General features: G+C 72.2%; 13 protein-coding genes. 3 read left to right on the top strand and 10 right to left on the bottom strand.

The genetic code is table 11. The features are described 5' to 3' along the window. Nucleotides 1-70: 70 nt before the first annotated feature. The 4 genes from AB0M82_RS25660 to AB0M82_RS25645 are packed head-to-tail and all read right to left on the bottom strand — an operon-like array spanning nt 71 to nt 3,430. Nucleotides 71-484: a hypothetical protein gene (locus tag AB0M82_RS25660; protein WP_364726611.1), complete on the bottom strand. Its 414-nt coding sequence runs from the start codon at nt 482-484 to the stop codon at nt 71-73. A 29-nt stretch (nt 485-513) separates the two neighbouring features. Further along, the gene (locus AB0M82_RS25655; RefSeq protein ID WP_364726609.1) at nt 514-1,281 is read right to left on the bottom strand and encodes a fumarylacetoacetate hydrolase family protein; all 768 of its coding nucleotides are present in this window, start codon (nt 1,279-1,281) and stop codon (nt 514-516) included. Continuing rightward, nucleotides 1,278-1,727 carry a nitroreductase family deazaflavin-dependent oxidoreductase gene (locus AB0M82_RS25650; protein ID WP_364726606.1) on the bottom strand — a complete coding sequence of 150 codons (450 nt, stop codon included), beginning with the start codon at nt 1,725-1,727 and terminating at the stop codon, nt 1,278-1,280. The genes AB0M82_RS25655 and AB0M82_RS25650 overlap by 4 nt, the downstream gene beginning before the upstream one ends. After that, nucleotides 1,724-3,430: an acyl-CoA dehydrogenase gene (locus tag AB0M82_RS25645; RefSeq protein ID WP_364726603.1), complete on the bottom strand. Its 1,707-nt coding sequence runs from the start codon at nt 3,428-3,430 to the stop codon at nt 1,724-1,726. Before AB0M82_RS25645 ends, AB0M82_RS25650 begins: the two co-directional genes overlap by 4 nt. Before the next feature lie 237 nt (nt 3,431-3,667). Between AB0M82_RS25645 and AB0M82_RS25640 the strand changes: the two genes are divergently transcribed. Next, the gene (locus tag AB0M82_RS25640; RefSeq protein ID WP_364726600.1) at nt 3,668-5,164 is read left to right on the top strand and encodes a DEAD/DEAH box helicase; all 1,497 of its coding nucleotides are present in this window, start codon (nt 3,668-3,670) and stop codon (nt 5,162-5,164) included. Between the two features lie 125 nt (nt 5,165-5,289). On the opposite strand, the gene AB0M82_RS25635 is transcribed toward AB0M82_RS25640, so the two are convergent. The 3 genes from AB0M82_RS25635 to AB0M82_RS25625 are packed head-to-tail and all read right to left on the bottom strand — an operon-like array spanning nt 5,290 to nt 8,036. After that, nucleotides 5,290-6,180 (bottom strand): ABC transporter permease, encoded by an 891-nt coding sequence (locus AB0M82_RS25635; protein ID WP_364726597.1) that lies wholly within the window; start codon nt 6,178-6,180, stop codon nt 5,290-5,292. Further along, a complete protein-coding gene (locus tag AB0M82_RS25630; protein WP_364726594.1) occupies nt 6,167-6,958 on the bottom strand; it encodes an ABC transporter ATP-binding protein in 792 nt (263 codons plus the stop codon). Before AB0M82_RS25630 ends, AB0M82_RS25635 begins: the two co-directional genes overlap by 14 nt. 19 nt (nt 6,959-6,977) lie before the next feature. Beyond that, a complete protein-coding gene (locus AB0M82_RS25625; protein WP_364726592.1) occupies nt 6,978-8,036 on the bottom strand; it encodes an ABC transporter substrate-binding protein in 1,059 nt (352 codons plus the stop codon). A gap of 292 nt (nt 8,037-8,328) precedes the next feature. Here AB0M82_RS25625 and AB0M82_RS25620 point away from each other — a divergent pair, with 292 nt between their 5' ends. Then, nucleotides 8,329-8,727, top strand: coding sequence for a hypothetical protein (locus tag AB0M82_RS25620; RefSeq protein ID WP_364726589.1), 399 nt, complete (start codon nt 8,329-8,331; stop codon nt 8,725-8,727). A 369-nt stretch (nt 8,728-9,096) separates the two neighbouring features. Here AB0M82_RS25620 and AB0M82_RS25615 read toward each other — a convergent pair whose 3' ends face one another. From AB0M82_RS25615 to AB0M82_RS25605, 3 genes are read right to left on the bottom strand one after another with little or no spacing between them, the layout of a single operon-like run. Then, entirely contained in the window at nt 9,097-10,116 is a 1,020-nt protein-coding gene (locus AB0M82_RS25615; protein WP_364726586.1) for an S-adenosylmethionine:tRNA ribosyltransferase-isomerase, read from the bottom strand. After that, nucleotides 10,113-10,784, bottom strand: a complete 672-nt coding sequence (locus AB0M82_RS25610) for an SDR family NAD(P)-dependent oxidoreductase (RefSeq protein ID WP_364726583.1) — start codon at nt 10,782-10,784, stop codon at nt 10,113-10,115. Before AB0M82_RS25610 ends, AB0M82_RS25615 begins: the two co-directional genes overlap by 4 nt. A gap of 43 nt (nt 10,785-10,827) precedes the next feature. Further along, a complete protein-coding gene (locus tag AB0M82_RS25605; RefSeq protein WP_364726580.1) occupies nt 10,828-12,201 on the bottom strand; it encodes a cytosine permease in 1,374 nt (457 codons plus the stop codon). 388 nt (nt 12,202-12,589) lie between these two features. On the opposite strand from AB0M82_RS25605, the gene AB0M82_RS25600 reads away from it, so the two are divergent. After that, nucleotides 12,590-14,146, top strand: coding sequence for a sensor histidine kinase (locus tag AB0M82_RS25600; protein ID WP_364726809.1), 1,557 nt, complete (start codon nt 12,590-12,592; stop codon nt 14,144-14,146). The last annotated feature ends 24 nt before the right edge of the window (nt 14,147-14,170 follow it).

Genomic DNA, 14,170 nt, shown 5'->3' with positions numbered 1-14,170 from the left:
GCGGAAAGCGACTTTGCCGGAACCCTGCGGGTGCCTCGGGGTGGCCTTCAGCGGGTCACCGGCAAACGGCTCAGTGGAGAACGGCCAAGCCGGCCACGAACAGGGCCACCGGGACCACCGCGGCCGCCGAGCTGATCAGCCAGTTGCCGGCGCGCCAGCCCACCGGGGACGCGTCCAGCACCATCCGGCGGACCAGCGCCGCCTCCACGACCGCCGTCAGCAGGAAGCCGAAGCCGACGCTGAAGATCGCCGCCGCGCCGACGAAGAACAAGCCCGATGTCGAAGCCGCCGCCAGCGGGGCCGCGATCTCCCAGCGCACCAGGCCCGCGGCCGCCGCGAGCAGCGCCAGCAGCAGCACGAACGCGACGAGGAAGCCGATCCGCGCGGTCGTCTGGTGCTGGGCGCGGGTGAACATCCAGAACCCCGCGTCGAGCGCCGCGACGACTACGGCGAGCACCAGGAATCCCGCACGGAAAGTCAGCACCCAGTCACTCTAGCGAGGCGGAACGGGGTTCACCCTCGGACGAACCGCGCTTCCACACTCCCCAGCGCGCCGAAGTCCGCCACGACGTGGCCGCCCGCGTGGATCGGGCACGGCGGGGTCGCCGTCCCGGTCGTGACGATGTCGCCCGGCCGCAACGAACGGCCGTGGCGAGGCAGCTCCATCGCCAGCCAGTGCAGCGCCAGCCTCGGGTCGCCGAGGACCAGGCTGCCGCTGCCGCGCGAGAACTCCTCGCCGTCGGCGTGCAGGACCACCGCCTGCCGGGGCAGGTCGTGGTCGCGCCAGTCGCGCACCGCCCGGCCTTCGACGAACCGGCCCGCGCACGCGGCGTCGGCCAGCAGCTGCGGGCCGCCCGCGTGCTGGTGGTCGGTGTAGCGGCTGTCCGGCATCTCCAGCGCGAGGAACATCGTGTCGACCGCGTCGAGCACCGCCGTCAGCGACGGCGACGGCCCGGGGTCGGCCTTCAGCCGGAAGGCGAACTCGGGCTCGGCGACCCCCATGGTCATGGTGTCGGCCGGCACCGGTTCGCCCTCGGCGTGGTGGAACCGCTGGAACAGCGCGCCCGGCAGCGGCCCGGGGACGTCGAGGTACTGCCGGGCGTACGCGGTGGTCGCGGCGATCTTCCAGCCGGACACCGGCCCGGCCAGCCCGGCGAGCGCCGCCTGCGCCGCCATGCCTTCGGTGAGGTCGCGCGGGCGGACGTCGTCCGGGAGGCCGTCGAGGCGCTTTCCGGTCCGCCACGCGTCCCAGATCAGCTCTGCCGCCCGCGCCCGGTTCACCCCCGTGATCTTGCCAATCGGAACACCGGGTGTCGATCGGCTTCCGCGGCGAACACCTCCGCCGGGTCGCTCGGCTTCGCGTCGAAGAACGGCGCCGTCACCCGGATCTTGCGGACATAGGCGCGCAGCACCGGGCCGGCCGTGGCGGCGTCCGCCTCCTCGACCTCCCACGTCTCGCGCCGCCGGCCGCGGCGCAGCCGGGCGGTGGCGTCGGCGCGCAGGTTGTGCACCCAGCCGACCCGCCCGTACGGCGAGACGAGCCAGCGGTCGCCACCGACCTCGAGGACGTTGACCGGGGTCGTCCGGTCCTCGCCGGTCTTGCGCCCGCGCGTGGTCAGCAGGAAACCCGTGCTGCCGTTGACCGGGATTCCGCGTTCCAGCAACGCCTTCATGACCACGTTGGCGACTTTGCGCGTCACGCCCAGCCGGTACTTTCTCGCCGTCACGGGTGCATAGCGTAGACCCCGGACAGGTCACGGACGCGGGCCCAGACGTTCTCGAACCGCCCGGCGTCCACCACCGGCTTGCGCAGCGCGGCCAGTGCGATCGCCTGCTGGGCCTCGGTCGAGCTCGCCTTGCCGTTCAGGTCCACCGCCGCGGCGCTGAAGTCCTGCACCAGCACCGCGAAGATCTGGTCGACGACCTCTTCGTCCAGACCGGTGATGCGGGCCTGCTCCAGGATCAGCTGGCCGTACACGACCAGCGTGAACAGCTCGGCCAGCGCGAGCCCGAAGTCGAGGTCGGCCTGCTGCGCCTCGTCCGGCGCCGCCTCGGTGAGCAGCTTGACCAGCGCGCCGGCCTGCTCGGTGAACAGCGCGACGTTCGGGATGTGCGCGGCTTGCGCGTAGGCGGTCTTCCAGTCGTGGAACCGGACCTTCGACAGGCCGCGCGCCGGGCCCTGGCGGAAGAGGAACTCGTCGTCCGCGGCGTCGGTGCGCGTCGGCACCGGCGCGTACTCCTGCGGCGCGAAGAGGTACGCGGGCATGAACTTCGCGATCAGCGCGAGGTTCACGGCCACCGTGCCTTCGAGCTTCGGCAGGCCGTCGATGTCGTTCTTGGACATCGCCAGGTAGGTGTCGGCCTCGAACCCCTTGGCGGCCACGACGTCGGCGACCAGGCCGATCACCTTCTGCGCCTCGGTGGTCACCTTCATCTTGGTGATCGGGTTGAACAGCAGGTACCGGCGGTCTTCGGCGTGCGCGCTGCGGAAGTAGTCGACGGCGCGGTCGGAGAACAGCTTCATCCCGATCAGCCGGGCATAGGCCTCGACGAACTCGCGGCGCACGTGCGGGAAGCCGGTCACGGGCTTGCCGTAGAGGACGCGGTTGTGCGCGTGGGTGATGGCTTCGTACAGCGAGTGCGTCGCCATGCCGATGCCGCCGAAGCAGAGGTTGAACTTGCCGATGTTGACGGTGTTCAGCGCGGCGCTGAAGGCTTCGGCGCCGACGTGCAGGATGTCGTCGGCGTGCACCGGGTAGTCCTCGAGCCGGAACTCGGCGACGTACATCTGCGACGGCACGACGTTCTTCACCACGTGGTAGTTCGGATGCTCGGAGTCGGCGTAGAAGAAGACGTACTGGTCGGGGCCCTCGACGCCGTCGATGCGGCCGAACACCGACACCGTGCGCGCGCAGTTGCCGTTGCCGATGTAGTACTTCGAGCCGGTCGCGCGGTAGCCGTCACCGTCGCGCGTGAGCACCATGTCGGACGAGTAGATGTCGGCGCCGTGCTCCTTTTCGGACAGTCCGAACGCGCCGACGCCCCCGGCGTCCAATGCGGCCGCCGCGCGACGGCGGGCGACGTCGTTGCCGCTCTGCCACACCGGGCCGAGGCCGAGGATCGTGACCTGCCACGGGTACCAGTAGTTCAACCCGTAGAACCCGAGGATCTCCGACAGCGCGGCGACGCGGCTGGTGTCCCAGCGCTTGTCCGGGTGGCCGCCGGCGTTCGCGGCCGGGGTCAGGAAGGTCGAGAACAGGCCTTCCTTGCCCGCGAACTCGAGGAAGTCCGCGTAGAAGGCGCGGGCGTGGTAGTCCTCGGTCAGCTTCGCCTTGCCGCGCTGTTCGAACCAGTCGATGGTGGCGCGCAGCAGCCGGCGCGTTTCCGCGTCGAAGTGGGCCGGGTCGTACTCGTGCGGGTTCAGCAGCATGGGTGAGCCTCCTCGATTACCGACCAGTAACTTAGCAAGGCCCCTAGAGTGCGGGCAATCTCACTGGGGGTACGTCACCCTCGCCGGTTATACTGATCATGCGGCCCGCTCAGTTCTGCCTCGGGCCGCTGCTGTTGTCGACTACCACGCGCCGCGGCCGCACACCGGTCTGCGCCGGGCAGGACAACCCTTCTCAAGGTTATGGAGACCAGGGCGCTTCCACGCCCGCATGCACTTATGAGCACTTTCGCTGAACTAGGCCTGCCCACGACCCTCGTGACCGCGCTGGCCGCCCAGGGCGTCACCGAGCCCTTCCCCATTCAGGCGGCGACCCTGCCGCACACCCTCGCCGGGCGCGACGTGCTCGGCCGCGGCCGGACCGGCTCCGGCAAGACCTACGGCTTCGTGCTGCCCCTGCTGGCCCGCCTCGCGGACGGGCCGACGCGGCGCAAGCCCGGCCGCCCGCGCGCGCTGATCCTGGCGCCGACCCGTGAGCTCGCGACGCAGATCGAGGCGTCGATCCTGCCGCTGGCCAAGCCGCTCGGCCTCAAGGCCACGACCATCTTCGGCGGCGTCTCGGCGAACCCGCAGATCACGCGGCTGCGCGACGGCGTCGACATCGTCGTCGCCTGCCCCGGCCGGCTCGCCGACCACATGCGCTCCGGGCACGTGAAGCTCGACGCCGTCGAGATCACCGTGCTCGACGAGGCCGACCACATGGCCGACCTGGGCTTCCTGCCCGAGGTGCGGCGGATCATGGACGCGACGCCGTCCCGCGGGCAGCGGATGCTGTTCTCCGCGACCCTGGACAACGGTGTCGACGTGCTGGTCAAGCGCTTCATGAGCAACCCGATCACGCACAGCGTCGATTCGGCGCAGTCGCCGGTGTCGACGATGGAGCACCACGTGCTGCACCTCGAGGAGACCCACCGGCTGCCGGTGCTGGTCGACCTGACCGCCGCGCCGGGCCGCACGCTGGTGTTCACGCGGACCAAGAGCCGCGCGAAGGCGCTGACGCGCAAGCTCGTCGCGTCCGGCGTCCCGGCGGTGGAGCTGCACGGCAACCTGGGGCAGAACGCGCGGACGCGCAACCTCGAGGCGTTCTCGTCGGGAGCGGCGAAGACGCTGGTCGCGACGGACATCGCGGCCCGCGGCATCCACGTCGACGACATCCGGCTGGTCATCCACGCCGACCCGCCGGTGGAACACAAGGCGTACCTGCACCGCTCGGGCCGCACGGCGCGGGCCGGTGCGTCGGGCACGGTGGTCACACTGATGACCGACGCGCAGGTCCGCGACGTGCGGGACCTGACCCGCAAGGCGGGCATCAAGCCGACGACCACCCAGCTTGGGCCGGGGCACCCCCTGCTGTCGGAACTGGCGCCGGGCGAGCGTTCCTTCACGGCCTCTCCGGCGCGGCCTCCGGTGGACAACCGTCCGAAGAAGGTGACGGCCGCCGGCGCGGCGCCGGGCACCGGCCGTGGCCGTCGCGGCGGCGGCGCGCCGAAGGAGAACCGCGGGGGCCAGCGCTCCCGCGCGGCGGGCCAGGAGCAGACCCGGTCCGACTCCGGCCGCGGCGCTTCCGGTGGCCAGCGCCGGTCCGGCGGCTCGGCCGGTTCGGCCAAGACAGGCGGCACCGGCCGGTCCGGAGCCCCCGCGGCGGGCAGCCGCCGCAGCGGCGGAGCGGCGGCCTTCTCGTCCGGCACTCGCGCCGGCGGGCGCCGGCCCCGCTAGGCATCAGCGTGATCAGGCGGGCATCTCGCGTGATCAGAGGGGCATCGCGCGTGATCGGGCGGGCATCATCGCGATGCCCCGCCAGTCACGCGTGATGCCCCTCCAGTCACGCGAGATACCCGTTTCTAGAGCGACGAAGTCAGGCCGCGGGCCCGGAGCACCGCGCGCTCCAGCGGCCGGAACACCACCAGCTCGATCCCGACGCCGACCAGCAGGATCAGGAAGATCGCCGCGATCACCGTCTCGATGCTGTTGAGCGACGAACCCTGGTTCAGGTACGCGCCGAGCCCGACGCCCAGCTGCGGCGACAGCGCGATCAGCTCGGCCGCCATCAGCGACCGCCACGAGAACGCCCAGCCCTGCTTGAGCCCGGCCAGGAAGCCGGGCAGCGCCGCGGGCAGCAGGATGTGCCGGGCCGACGAGAACCGGTTGGCGCCCATCACCTGGCCCACGCGCGGCAGGATCGGCGGGATCTGGTCGATGCCGGACACGAGGCCGTTCGCGATGGACGGCACCGAGCCCAGCAGCACGACGAAGTAGATCGCCGCGTCGTTGATCCCGAACCACAGGATCGCGGCCGGCACCCAGGCCACCGACGGCAGGCTCTGCAGCCCGGTCAGCAGCGGCCCGATCGCCGCCCGCACCACGCGGACCTTCGCCACGAGGAGACCCAGCGGGGTGCCGATGAGCACGCCGGCGACGAAGCCGAGCGCGGCGCGGTGCACCGACGTCCAGACGAAGCCGAACACCTGGCCGTCGACGACGATGCCCCAGAACTCGTTCCACACCGCGATCGGCGCCGGGAGCTGGGCCTCCGACCAGAACGCCGCCGCCCAGAGGATCTGCCAGACGACGATCAGCAGGACGAGCGCGCCCAACGGCGGCAGGACGCCCCACGCGAACCGCTTCCAGAAGCTCGGGCGGCGCTCCCCCACCGGGGCGTCGAGAGCGTCGAGGCCGGAGCCGACGGCGTCGAGTTCTTCGACGTCCCCGGGGGACCGGTCAAGCTGCGGCATGGGTGCTGATCACCTCTCGCAGGTGCCCAGTGATTTCCTCGGTCAGCTCCGCGGGGTCGGCCAGCGGCACGTCCGTCCACTCGCGCACGACCCGGCCGGGCCGCGACGACAGGAGCACCACGCGCTGCCCGAGCCGGACCGCCTCACGCACGTCGTGCGTCACGAACAACACGGACGTGCCCGTGCTGCGGTAGACGCGCAGCAGCTCGCCCTGCAGGACGTCGCGGGTGATGGCGTCGAGCGCGGCGAACGGCTCGTCCATGAGCAGGAGCGACTGTTCCGGGTCGCCGCCGACGCGCAGGGTCGCGGCGAGCGCGCGGGCCAGCGCGACCCGCTGCCGCATGCCGCCGGACAGCTCGTGCGGCCGCTTGGTGCCCGCACCGTTCAGCCGGACCAGGTCCAGCAGCTCGGCGGCCTTCTCGCGGCGCTCGGCGCGCCCGAACCCGGCCAGCCGCAGCGGCAGCTCGACGTTGCGGGCCGCGGTGAGCCACGGCATCAGCGCGGCCTCCTGGAACATCACCGCGGGCCGCGACGTGTTCAGCGTGATCTCGCCCGCCGACGGCGCGTCCAGCCCCGCGACCAGGTTCAGCAGCGTGCTCTTGCCGCAGCCGGACGCGCCCAGCAGGCAGACGAACTCGCCGGGCGCGACCGTCAGGTCCACGCCGTCGAGCGCGACCACCGCGCGGCCGGCCGGGCCGAACGTCTTGCGCACGCCGTCGAGACGCACCGCGGTCGCACCGGTGAGCTTCGCCGGGCCGGTCGGGAGGGTCGTGGTCATCGCTGGCTGCCTCTCCTGATCACTTGGTCAGTTCGGGGGCTTCGACGGCGGGAAGGTTCTGGGTCTTCAGCACCTCGTTCAGTGGGCCGAAGTCCGCGAAGCCCTTCAGCGCCACCGCCGACTTCACCACGCCCGCGGTGACCGAGTCCTGCGCGAGCTGCGGGAACTCGGCGGCGACGGGGTCGGTGGTCAGCTCGATGCCGGAGAACGCGCGGTCGAGGACCGCCGGGTTCAGGGTACTGCCGGCCAGCTCCTTGAGCGCGCCGTTGACCACGGTCTTCGCGTCCTCCGGGTGGGCCTTCGCCCAGTCGATCGCGGCCAGCTCGCCCTTGAGCAGCGCGCGGACGGTGTCCGGGTGCTGCTGCAGGAACTCGCTGCGCACGATGACGACGGTGCTCGGGAAGCGGCCGCCGGGCCACAGCGTCTTTTCGTCGACCAGGACCTTCGCGCCGGCGTCGATGACCAGCCGCGACGCCCACGGCTCGGGCAGCCAGCCGCCGTCGACCTCGCCCTTCTTGAAGGCGTCCAGTGTCTTCGGGTTCTCGAGATTGGTGATCTTGACCTGGTCGGTCAGCTTCTTGTCGGCCAGGAACTTCTTGAGCGCGACGTCCTGGGTGTTGGCCAGCTGCGGCGTCGCGATGTTCTTGCCCTTGAGCTGGTCGACACCGGCGATGTCGGGCTTGACGACCAGCTGCGCGCCGCCCGAGACGGCGCCGGAGATCAGCTGGATGGCACCCTTGGACTTGGTGAAGGCGTTGATCGCCGGGCCGGAGCCGATGAACGCGACGTCGAGCGAGCCGCCGAGCAGGGCGTTGACCTCTTCGGGGCCGGCGTTGAACGTCTGCGTGGTGAGCTTGGTCGAGCCCAGCTCGTTCTTGAAGAAGTCCTTCTTGACGCCGATCAGCGCGGGCGCGTGGGTGACGTTCGGGAAGAACCCGAGGCGGACCTCGCCGGCGGCCCCCTGGTTCGCGGCCGGCGCGACACTGCTGTCCGCGCGGGAACAGCCCGCGAGCGCACTCACGGCGGTCAGGGCGGCCAGCGCCGAGGCCAGGAAGCGGTTCCGGTGGTAGCTGCGCACGTCAGTGTCGCCTTTCGGGATCGGTGTCGGGGCGAGGTTCGCACGGTCACCCACTAGGGCGCATAGCCATCCGCATCCCGGGAATTCTGGTGAGATTCCTTGACAACCGGTGGCCGGTGCGCCTAAGAGCGACCGTTCTCGCAAGTGGTTCCGCAAGAGCATGCGGGGTGAAGCGGCCCGAGCGGGAAGTTCCCGGTATCTGGACAACCGGGCCCGAGAAATTCGGCGGCGCGGACAACCGGCGGCGTCACCCGGACGTGGTATGGGTGACCACGAACTCGGGAGGGAAGGCATGACGAGCACCGCATACCGACGGGGCCAGGGAGCCACCGGCGTCCGCGTGGCACTGGTCGTGCTGTTCATCGGGCTGGGCCAGGCGTCGTTCGAGTGGCTCAGGTCACTCGGCCTGGACGCCGAGACGACCCTGGCCGTCTGGGCGATCCCGGTCGCCACCGCGGCGGCGGTGACGCTGGTGCTGTGGCTTGCGTCGGACCGCGCCTTCGGGCTGCGGACCTGGCTGCCGGCGGCGGTCTGCATCCCGGTCTACCTGGGCGGCGCGTTCGGCCTCGCGACCGGGACCGCGAGCCTCGTGGCTTCGATCGTCACAGGGGTGGGCCTGGGCGTCGCGGTGGTGGTCGTGGCCGGGCTGGTCCGGTCCCGCCGCCACGACGAGGAGCCCTCCCGGCGCTAATGTCGCGCGTCCGAGGTTCGTTGACAGGGGCCCGGGGTTGCGCCCCAATGTGGCGTTGGGTGCGTCTGACGCACCGAACGCCACATTGGGTGCGTTCGACGCACCGAACGCCACATTGGGTGCGTTCGACGCACCGAACGCCACTTTGGGTGCGCTCAGCGCAACCAACGCCACATTGGGTGCGTCCAACGCAACCAACGCCACATTGGGGCGCTCGGCCCGAACGACCCGGCGCCGAGTTGCCCACAGCCCGGCCGTGATGTGGACAATCCGGCCGGGCTGCGGCTTTTCGCGGCTTTTCGTCGGGCCACCCCGATACGCTGGACCTGGGGACGCCCCCCGGAGAGGGTGGGGGCCGCTTCGCGTCCGTCAGCGGCGCAGCAGCAGGGACACGTCGCCGAATTCGTGCCACAGGTAGCGGCGCTCCACCGCCGCGTCGTACGCGCGCTGGACCAGCTCGCGGCCCGCCACCGCTTCCAGCAGCAGCAGGTGGGACGCCTCGGGTGCGTGCAGGCCGGTGATGATGCCGTCCACCACCCGGGCCGGGCGGTCCGGGCCCAGGACCAGGTCCGTCCAGCCCTCCGCCGCGTGGACTTCGCCGCCGGAAACCGCCGACTCCAGCGCGCGGGCCGCCGTGGTGCCGACCGCGATCACCCGGCCGCCGCGGGTGCGGACCCACGACGCCAGCGCGGCCGTCGTCGCGGGTACGCGGAAGCGCTCGGCCTGGGGCGGCTCGCCCGCCTCGGGCGACGACACGCCCGTGTGCAGCAGGAGCGGCGCGAACAGCACCCCCTCGGTCACCAGGCGGGTCACCAAAGCCGAAGTGAACGGCCGGGCCGCCGACGGCATCTCCGCGCTGCCCGGTTCGCGGGCGAACACCGTCTGGTAGTCCGAAAGCGGCCACGCGCGCGGGACGTAGCCGTAGCGGATCGGGCGGCCCGCCGCGGCCAGGAACGCCGTGACCCCACCGTCGACCGGCACCGCCACCGCCGCCCGCCACAGCCGCGCCGCGCCCGGCACGGCCGGGGACAGCAGCGTCAGCGACGCGCCCCCGGGCAGCTCCAGCCGCTCCCCTGGTCGTCCGTCGAGCAGCGGCCCGCCGGGGGCGCGCAGCTCCACGATCCACGCCCCGTCGTCCAGCGAAGTAGCGAAGTGGACGACGATCGGGCGGCCGGCGCGGCGGGCGTCGACCGCCGCCGGGAGGGTCCCGGACGTGTTGACGACCAGCAGGTCGCCGGGCCGCAGGTGCTCGGCCAAGGACGCGAACACCGAGTGGTGGACGCCCGACGGCGAAGCGACGAGCAGGCGGACCTCGTCGCGCGCCAGTCCTCGCGCCTCGGGTGGGGCCGACGCGGACAGTTCGTCCGGCAGGTCGAACCGGATGTTCACGCCGCCGCCATGAGGTCGGCGGCGCGGTAGCGGCCGCTGGGCGGGCGTTCGTCGAGCAGCCGCAGGAACGCCGGGACGGCGGTCTCGGGCAGTGGCCGGTCCGAGATGTCCTCGCCGGGGAAGGCGCGCTGGTGCATCGCGGTGCGCAGGTCCCCCGGGTCGACCGCGTACACGGCCAGGTCCGGGTTTTCCGCGCCGAGCACGGCGGTGAGCTGGTCGAGCGCGGCCTTCGCGGAGCCGTAGCCGCCCCAGCCTTCGTAGGCTTCGACGGCGGCGTCCGAGCTGACGTCGACGATCGTGCCGCGCGCCGCGGTGAGCGCGGGCAGCAGCAGCTGCGTGAGCGCGAGCGGCGCGAGGACGTTGACGCGGTAGACGTTTTCCAGTTCCGCCAAGGGATAGCGCCCCAGCGGCGGCAACGGGCTGACGCCTAGGGTGCTGGCGTTGTTGACGAGCAGGTCGAGTGCGGGACAGGCGGCCGCCAGTGCGGCGCGGTGGGCCGGGTCGGCGACGTCGCCGGGGACGGCCGTGAAGCCGATCTCCCGGGCCGCCGAACCCAGCGCCGCCGCGTCCCGGCCGTCGCCGACGACCGTCCACTGGCGACTCACCAGGGCCGCCGCGAGCGCGCGGCCCAGCCCGGCGGACGCCCCGGTGATCAAAGCGGTGGGCATGGTTCCTCCTTCGAGGGGACCACACCATCATGAAACCTCTATATTACTTGAGGTCAATCGGAGGGCGGCCCCGCAGCAGGAAATACGCTGCCAGCGAAACGACGAGACCGACGTAGTAGGCGAGGTCCGCGCCGTGCAGTGCCGCGGCGACCGGCCCGGTGTAGAGGGACGTGTTCATGAACGGCACCGCGGCGCCGAAGCCCACCGCGAAGGCCACGACCGCCGCCCACGGGCGAACGGAGACCGCCGCCAGGACGTCCACGCGCCGCCCGCCGCGGGTCCGCGCGAGCCAGTCCGGGACGACCACGCCGAGGAACGGCGGGATCCAGTAGCTGACGAACAGCAGCACGTTCTCGAACTTCGCCGACAGGTCCCCGCTGTGCATCCAGAGGATCAGCGCGAACGCGAGCACGGTGACGACCACCGCCGACACCGGACGCCGCAGCCGGACACCGACGGTCTGCAGGGCCAGCGAGCCGCTGTAGTCGTTCATCGCGTTCGAGGACACCGCGGCGAGCGCGATCACGGCCAGCGCCAGCGCGCCCAGGAACCCGCCACCGAGCAGGTTCGCGATCCCGGACGCCGTGTGGTCGCCCAGCGACGACCCGAGAGCGAGCCCGAGGCCTTCGCCGACCGCGTACGACACGACGAGGCCGAGCAACGTCGCCCAGAAGACACTGCGGGACGACGTCTCCACCGGCAGGTAGCGGCTGAAGTCCGACGCGTACGGCGCCCAGGAGATCGCCAGCGACAACGCGATCGTCGTGAACAGGACGACGCCGCCGGCCAGGTCGGCGCCGGCCGCGGTGTCGGCGGTGGCGACCGGGTGTCCGGAAAGGACCTTCACGGCGAGCGCGGCGAACGCGAGCACCAGCAGCACGCTCATCACCGCCTGCACGCGGTGGATCAGCGCGTAGCCGAACACGCCGAGCGCGCACTGCAGCACCAGCACGATGAGCACCGCGGCCCAGAACGGCAGCCCGGTCAGCTCGGCGAGGGCCTCGCCGCCGAAGAGCCCGACCAGCGCGTCCCAGGCGATCGAGCCGAGCCACTGCACCAGCCCCGGCAGCACCACGCCGCCGCCGAACGGCAGCTGGGCGAGCGGCAGCTGGCCGGTGCCGGTGCGCGGCCCCCAGGTGGACAGGTACGCCACCGGCAGCGAGCCGAGCACGGTGCCGGCGAGCATCGCGGCCAGCCCGGTCCAGAACCCGAGGCCCAGCGACGCGGCGAGGGTGCCGGTGAACACCGCGGTCATCGTCAGGTTCGGCGCGAACCACACGCTGAACAGCCGCCACGGCCGCCCGAAGCGGTTGCCCGCGGGCACCGGCGTGATGCCGTGGGTTTCGATCGCCAGGTCACGGCCTCCCGTGGGCATCCGCCCACCGAAGACCTCGGCCTCCAGACCGCGTCCGCTCATGTCCTGCCTCCCGTCCGAGCCCGAGTCACCCTAAGCCGCGGGCGGCCGGTGTACTGATCCGGCCAAAAGCAGGCCGACCCCTCACGCGGCACGTAACTGTCGCTGCTAAGCCATTCGGCCGTGGCTGTGGTCGGATCAGTACCGATCGGCACAGTACTGATCCGGCCAAAAGCAGGCCGACCCCGACGCGGCACGTAACTGTTGCTGCTAAGCCATTCGGCCGTGGCTGTGGTCGGATCAGTACCGATCGGCACTGTAACGCGACGGCCCGAGCAGGCGAATCACGGTAAGCCGTTGCCGGACCACGGCGTGCTCCCGCCAGGATTGCCCGGGCGGTCCGCGGGAGCGCGTCCGCGAAGCACACCGGGGAGGGGGCTGCGTGGGGGCGGTGCAGCATCCGCGGACGCTCGCGATGACCGGCCTGCTGGCCGCCGGTTGCGCGCTCGGCGTCACCGCGCTGACGCTGAAGGCCGCCGAAGGCACCCATTCCGTGCTCGACACCGCTCTCAGCGCCACCACCGGCTTCCTGTTCCTGCTCGCGGGGGCGGTCGCGCACGTGCGGCGCCCGGCCAACCCGATCGGTGTGCTCATCGCGCTCGCCGGCGTGGCGCTGTTCCTCGAAGACCTGCAGTTCACCGGAAACCCGGTGCTGTACACGCTCACCGTGCCGCTGCGCGCCGCGTCCAGCCCGGTGATCGCGCACCTCGTGCTCGCGTTCCCGCACGGCACGCTCCGCTCGCGGTGGGAACGGCTGCTCGTCGCCGCGGCCTACCTGGTGGTGCTCGGCTCCGGTGTCCTCGGGCTGCTGTTCAGCGACGACCCCCGCGACCTGCCGGCGATCTCGGCCGACCCGGCCGGTGGCGCCTTCGCCGGCCGAGCGCTGGAGCTCGCCGCGACGGCGATCAGCGCCGGAGTGGTCGTCGTGCTGCTTTACCGGTGGCTGACCGGCCGGCTGCCGCAGCGGCGCCTGCTGTCCCCGGTGATCACGATCGCCCTGCTCGCCGCCCTGTCGTCGGCCGCGGGCACGGCCCTCGGCGACGGGCACCCGCTGTCGGAGCCACTGCTGCAGGCGCACCGGATCCTGTTCTGCCTGTGGCCGCTGGCGTTCCTGGCCGGCGTGCTGCGCGCCCGCGTCGGCAACGCCGAGATGATCCGGCTGCTGCTGGAACGCGACGGCACCGGGCTGGCCGCGCTGGTGCAGGACGACGAGGTGTGGAAGGACAGCCGGTCGATCGACGCGCTGAACGCGGCGGCCGGGCTGGTGCTGGACAACCAGCGGCTCACCGCCGAGCTGGAGCAGCGGCTGGCCGAGGTGCGGGCGTCGCGGGCCCGGCTGGTCGCGGCCGGCGACGAGGAGCGCCGCCGCCTGGAGCGCGACCTGCACGACGGCGCCCAGCAGCGGCTGGTCAGCGTCGTGCTGCTGCTGCGGATGGCCGGCCGCCGGTACGGCGGCGAGCTGCCGGCGGAGGTCCGGGCCCTGCTCGCCGGCACGGTCGAAGAGCTGCAGACGGCGATCACCGAGCTGCGCGAGCTGGCCCGCGGCATCCGCCCGGCGATCCTCACCGAAGCGGGCCTGGTGGCGGCGGTCCGGTCGCTGGCCGACCGGATCCCGGTGGACGTCGCCCTTTCGGTCGGCGAGGTGCCGCGCCTCGACGCGGCGGTGGAGGCGACGGCGTACTTCGTGACGTCGGAGGCGTTGACGAACGCTCTGAAGCACGCACAGACCGACCACGTGGCCGTCCGGATCGCGGTCGCCGGCGCCGAGCTGCGGGTGGAGGTGACGGACACCGGCGTCGGCGGCGCCGACGTCGAGGGCGGCACGGGATTGGCCGGGCTGCGAGATCGTGTCCAGGCCCTCGGCGGCGAACTGGAAGTGAGCGGTGTCACCGGCGGCACCACCGTCCGCGCGGTGATCCCGCTCGGCGAAGCCCCCGGAACGCCGTGAAGGGCACTCTCACGGACCTTACGG

Origin of the sequence: Amycolatopsis sp. NPDC051128, from assembly GCF_040682715.1 — a bacterium.
Taxonomy (GTDB): Bacteria; Actinomycetota; Actinomycetes; order Mycobacteriales; family Pseudonocardiaceae; genus Amycolatopsis.
Note: the sequence above shows the minus strand (reverse complement) of the source record. Positions and strands in the feature narration are given on the sequence as shown.

What these genes read in the sequence shown, in the direction of transcription:
- AB0M82_RS25645 (WP_364726603.1), bottom strand. Translation starts at nt 3,430, where the DNA reads ATGCTGCTGAACCCGCACGAGTACGACCCGGCCCACTTCGACGCGGAA.
- AB0M82_RS25640 (WP_364726600.1), top strand. Translation starts at nt 3,668, where the DNA reads ATGAGCACTTTCGCTGAACTAGGCCTGCCCACGACCCTCGTGACCGCG.
- AB0M82_RS25635 (WP_364726597.1), bottom strand. Translation starts at nt 6,180, where the DNA reads ATGCCGCAGCTTGACCGGTCCCCCGGGGACGTCGAAGAACTCGACGCC.
- AB0M82_RS25630 (WP_364726594.1), bottom strand. Translation starts at nt 6,958, where the DNA reads ATGACCACGACCCTCCCGACCGGCCCGGCGAAGCTCACCGGTGCGACC.
- AB0M82_RS25620 (WP_364726589.1), top strand. Translation starts at nt 8,329, where the DNA reads ATGACGAGCACCGCATACCGACGGGGCCAGGGAGCCACCGGCGTCCGC.
- AB0M82_RS25610 (WP_364726583.1), bottom strand. Translation starts at nt 10,784, where the DNA reads ATGCCCACCGCTTTGATCACCGGGGCGTCCGCCGGGCTGGGCCGCGCG.
- AB0M82_RS25605 (WP_364726580.1), bottom strand. Translation starts at nt 12,201, where the DNA reads ATGAGCGGACGCGGTCTGGAGGCCGAGGTCTTCGGTGGGCGGATGCCC.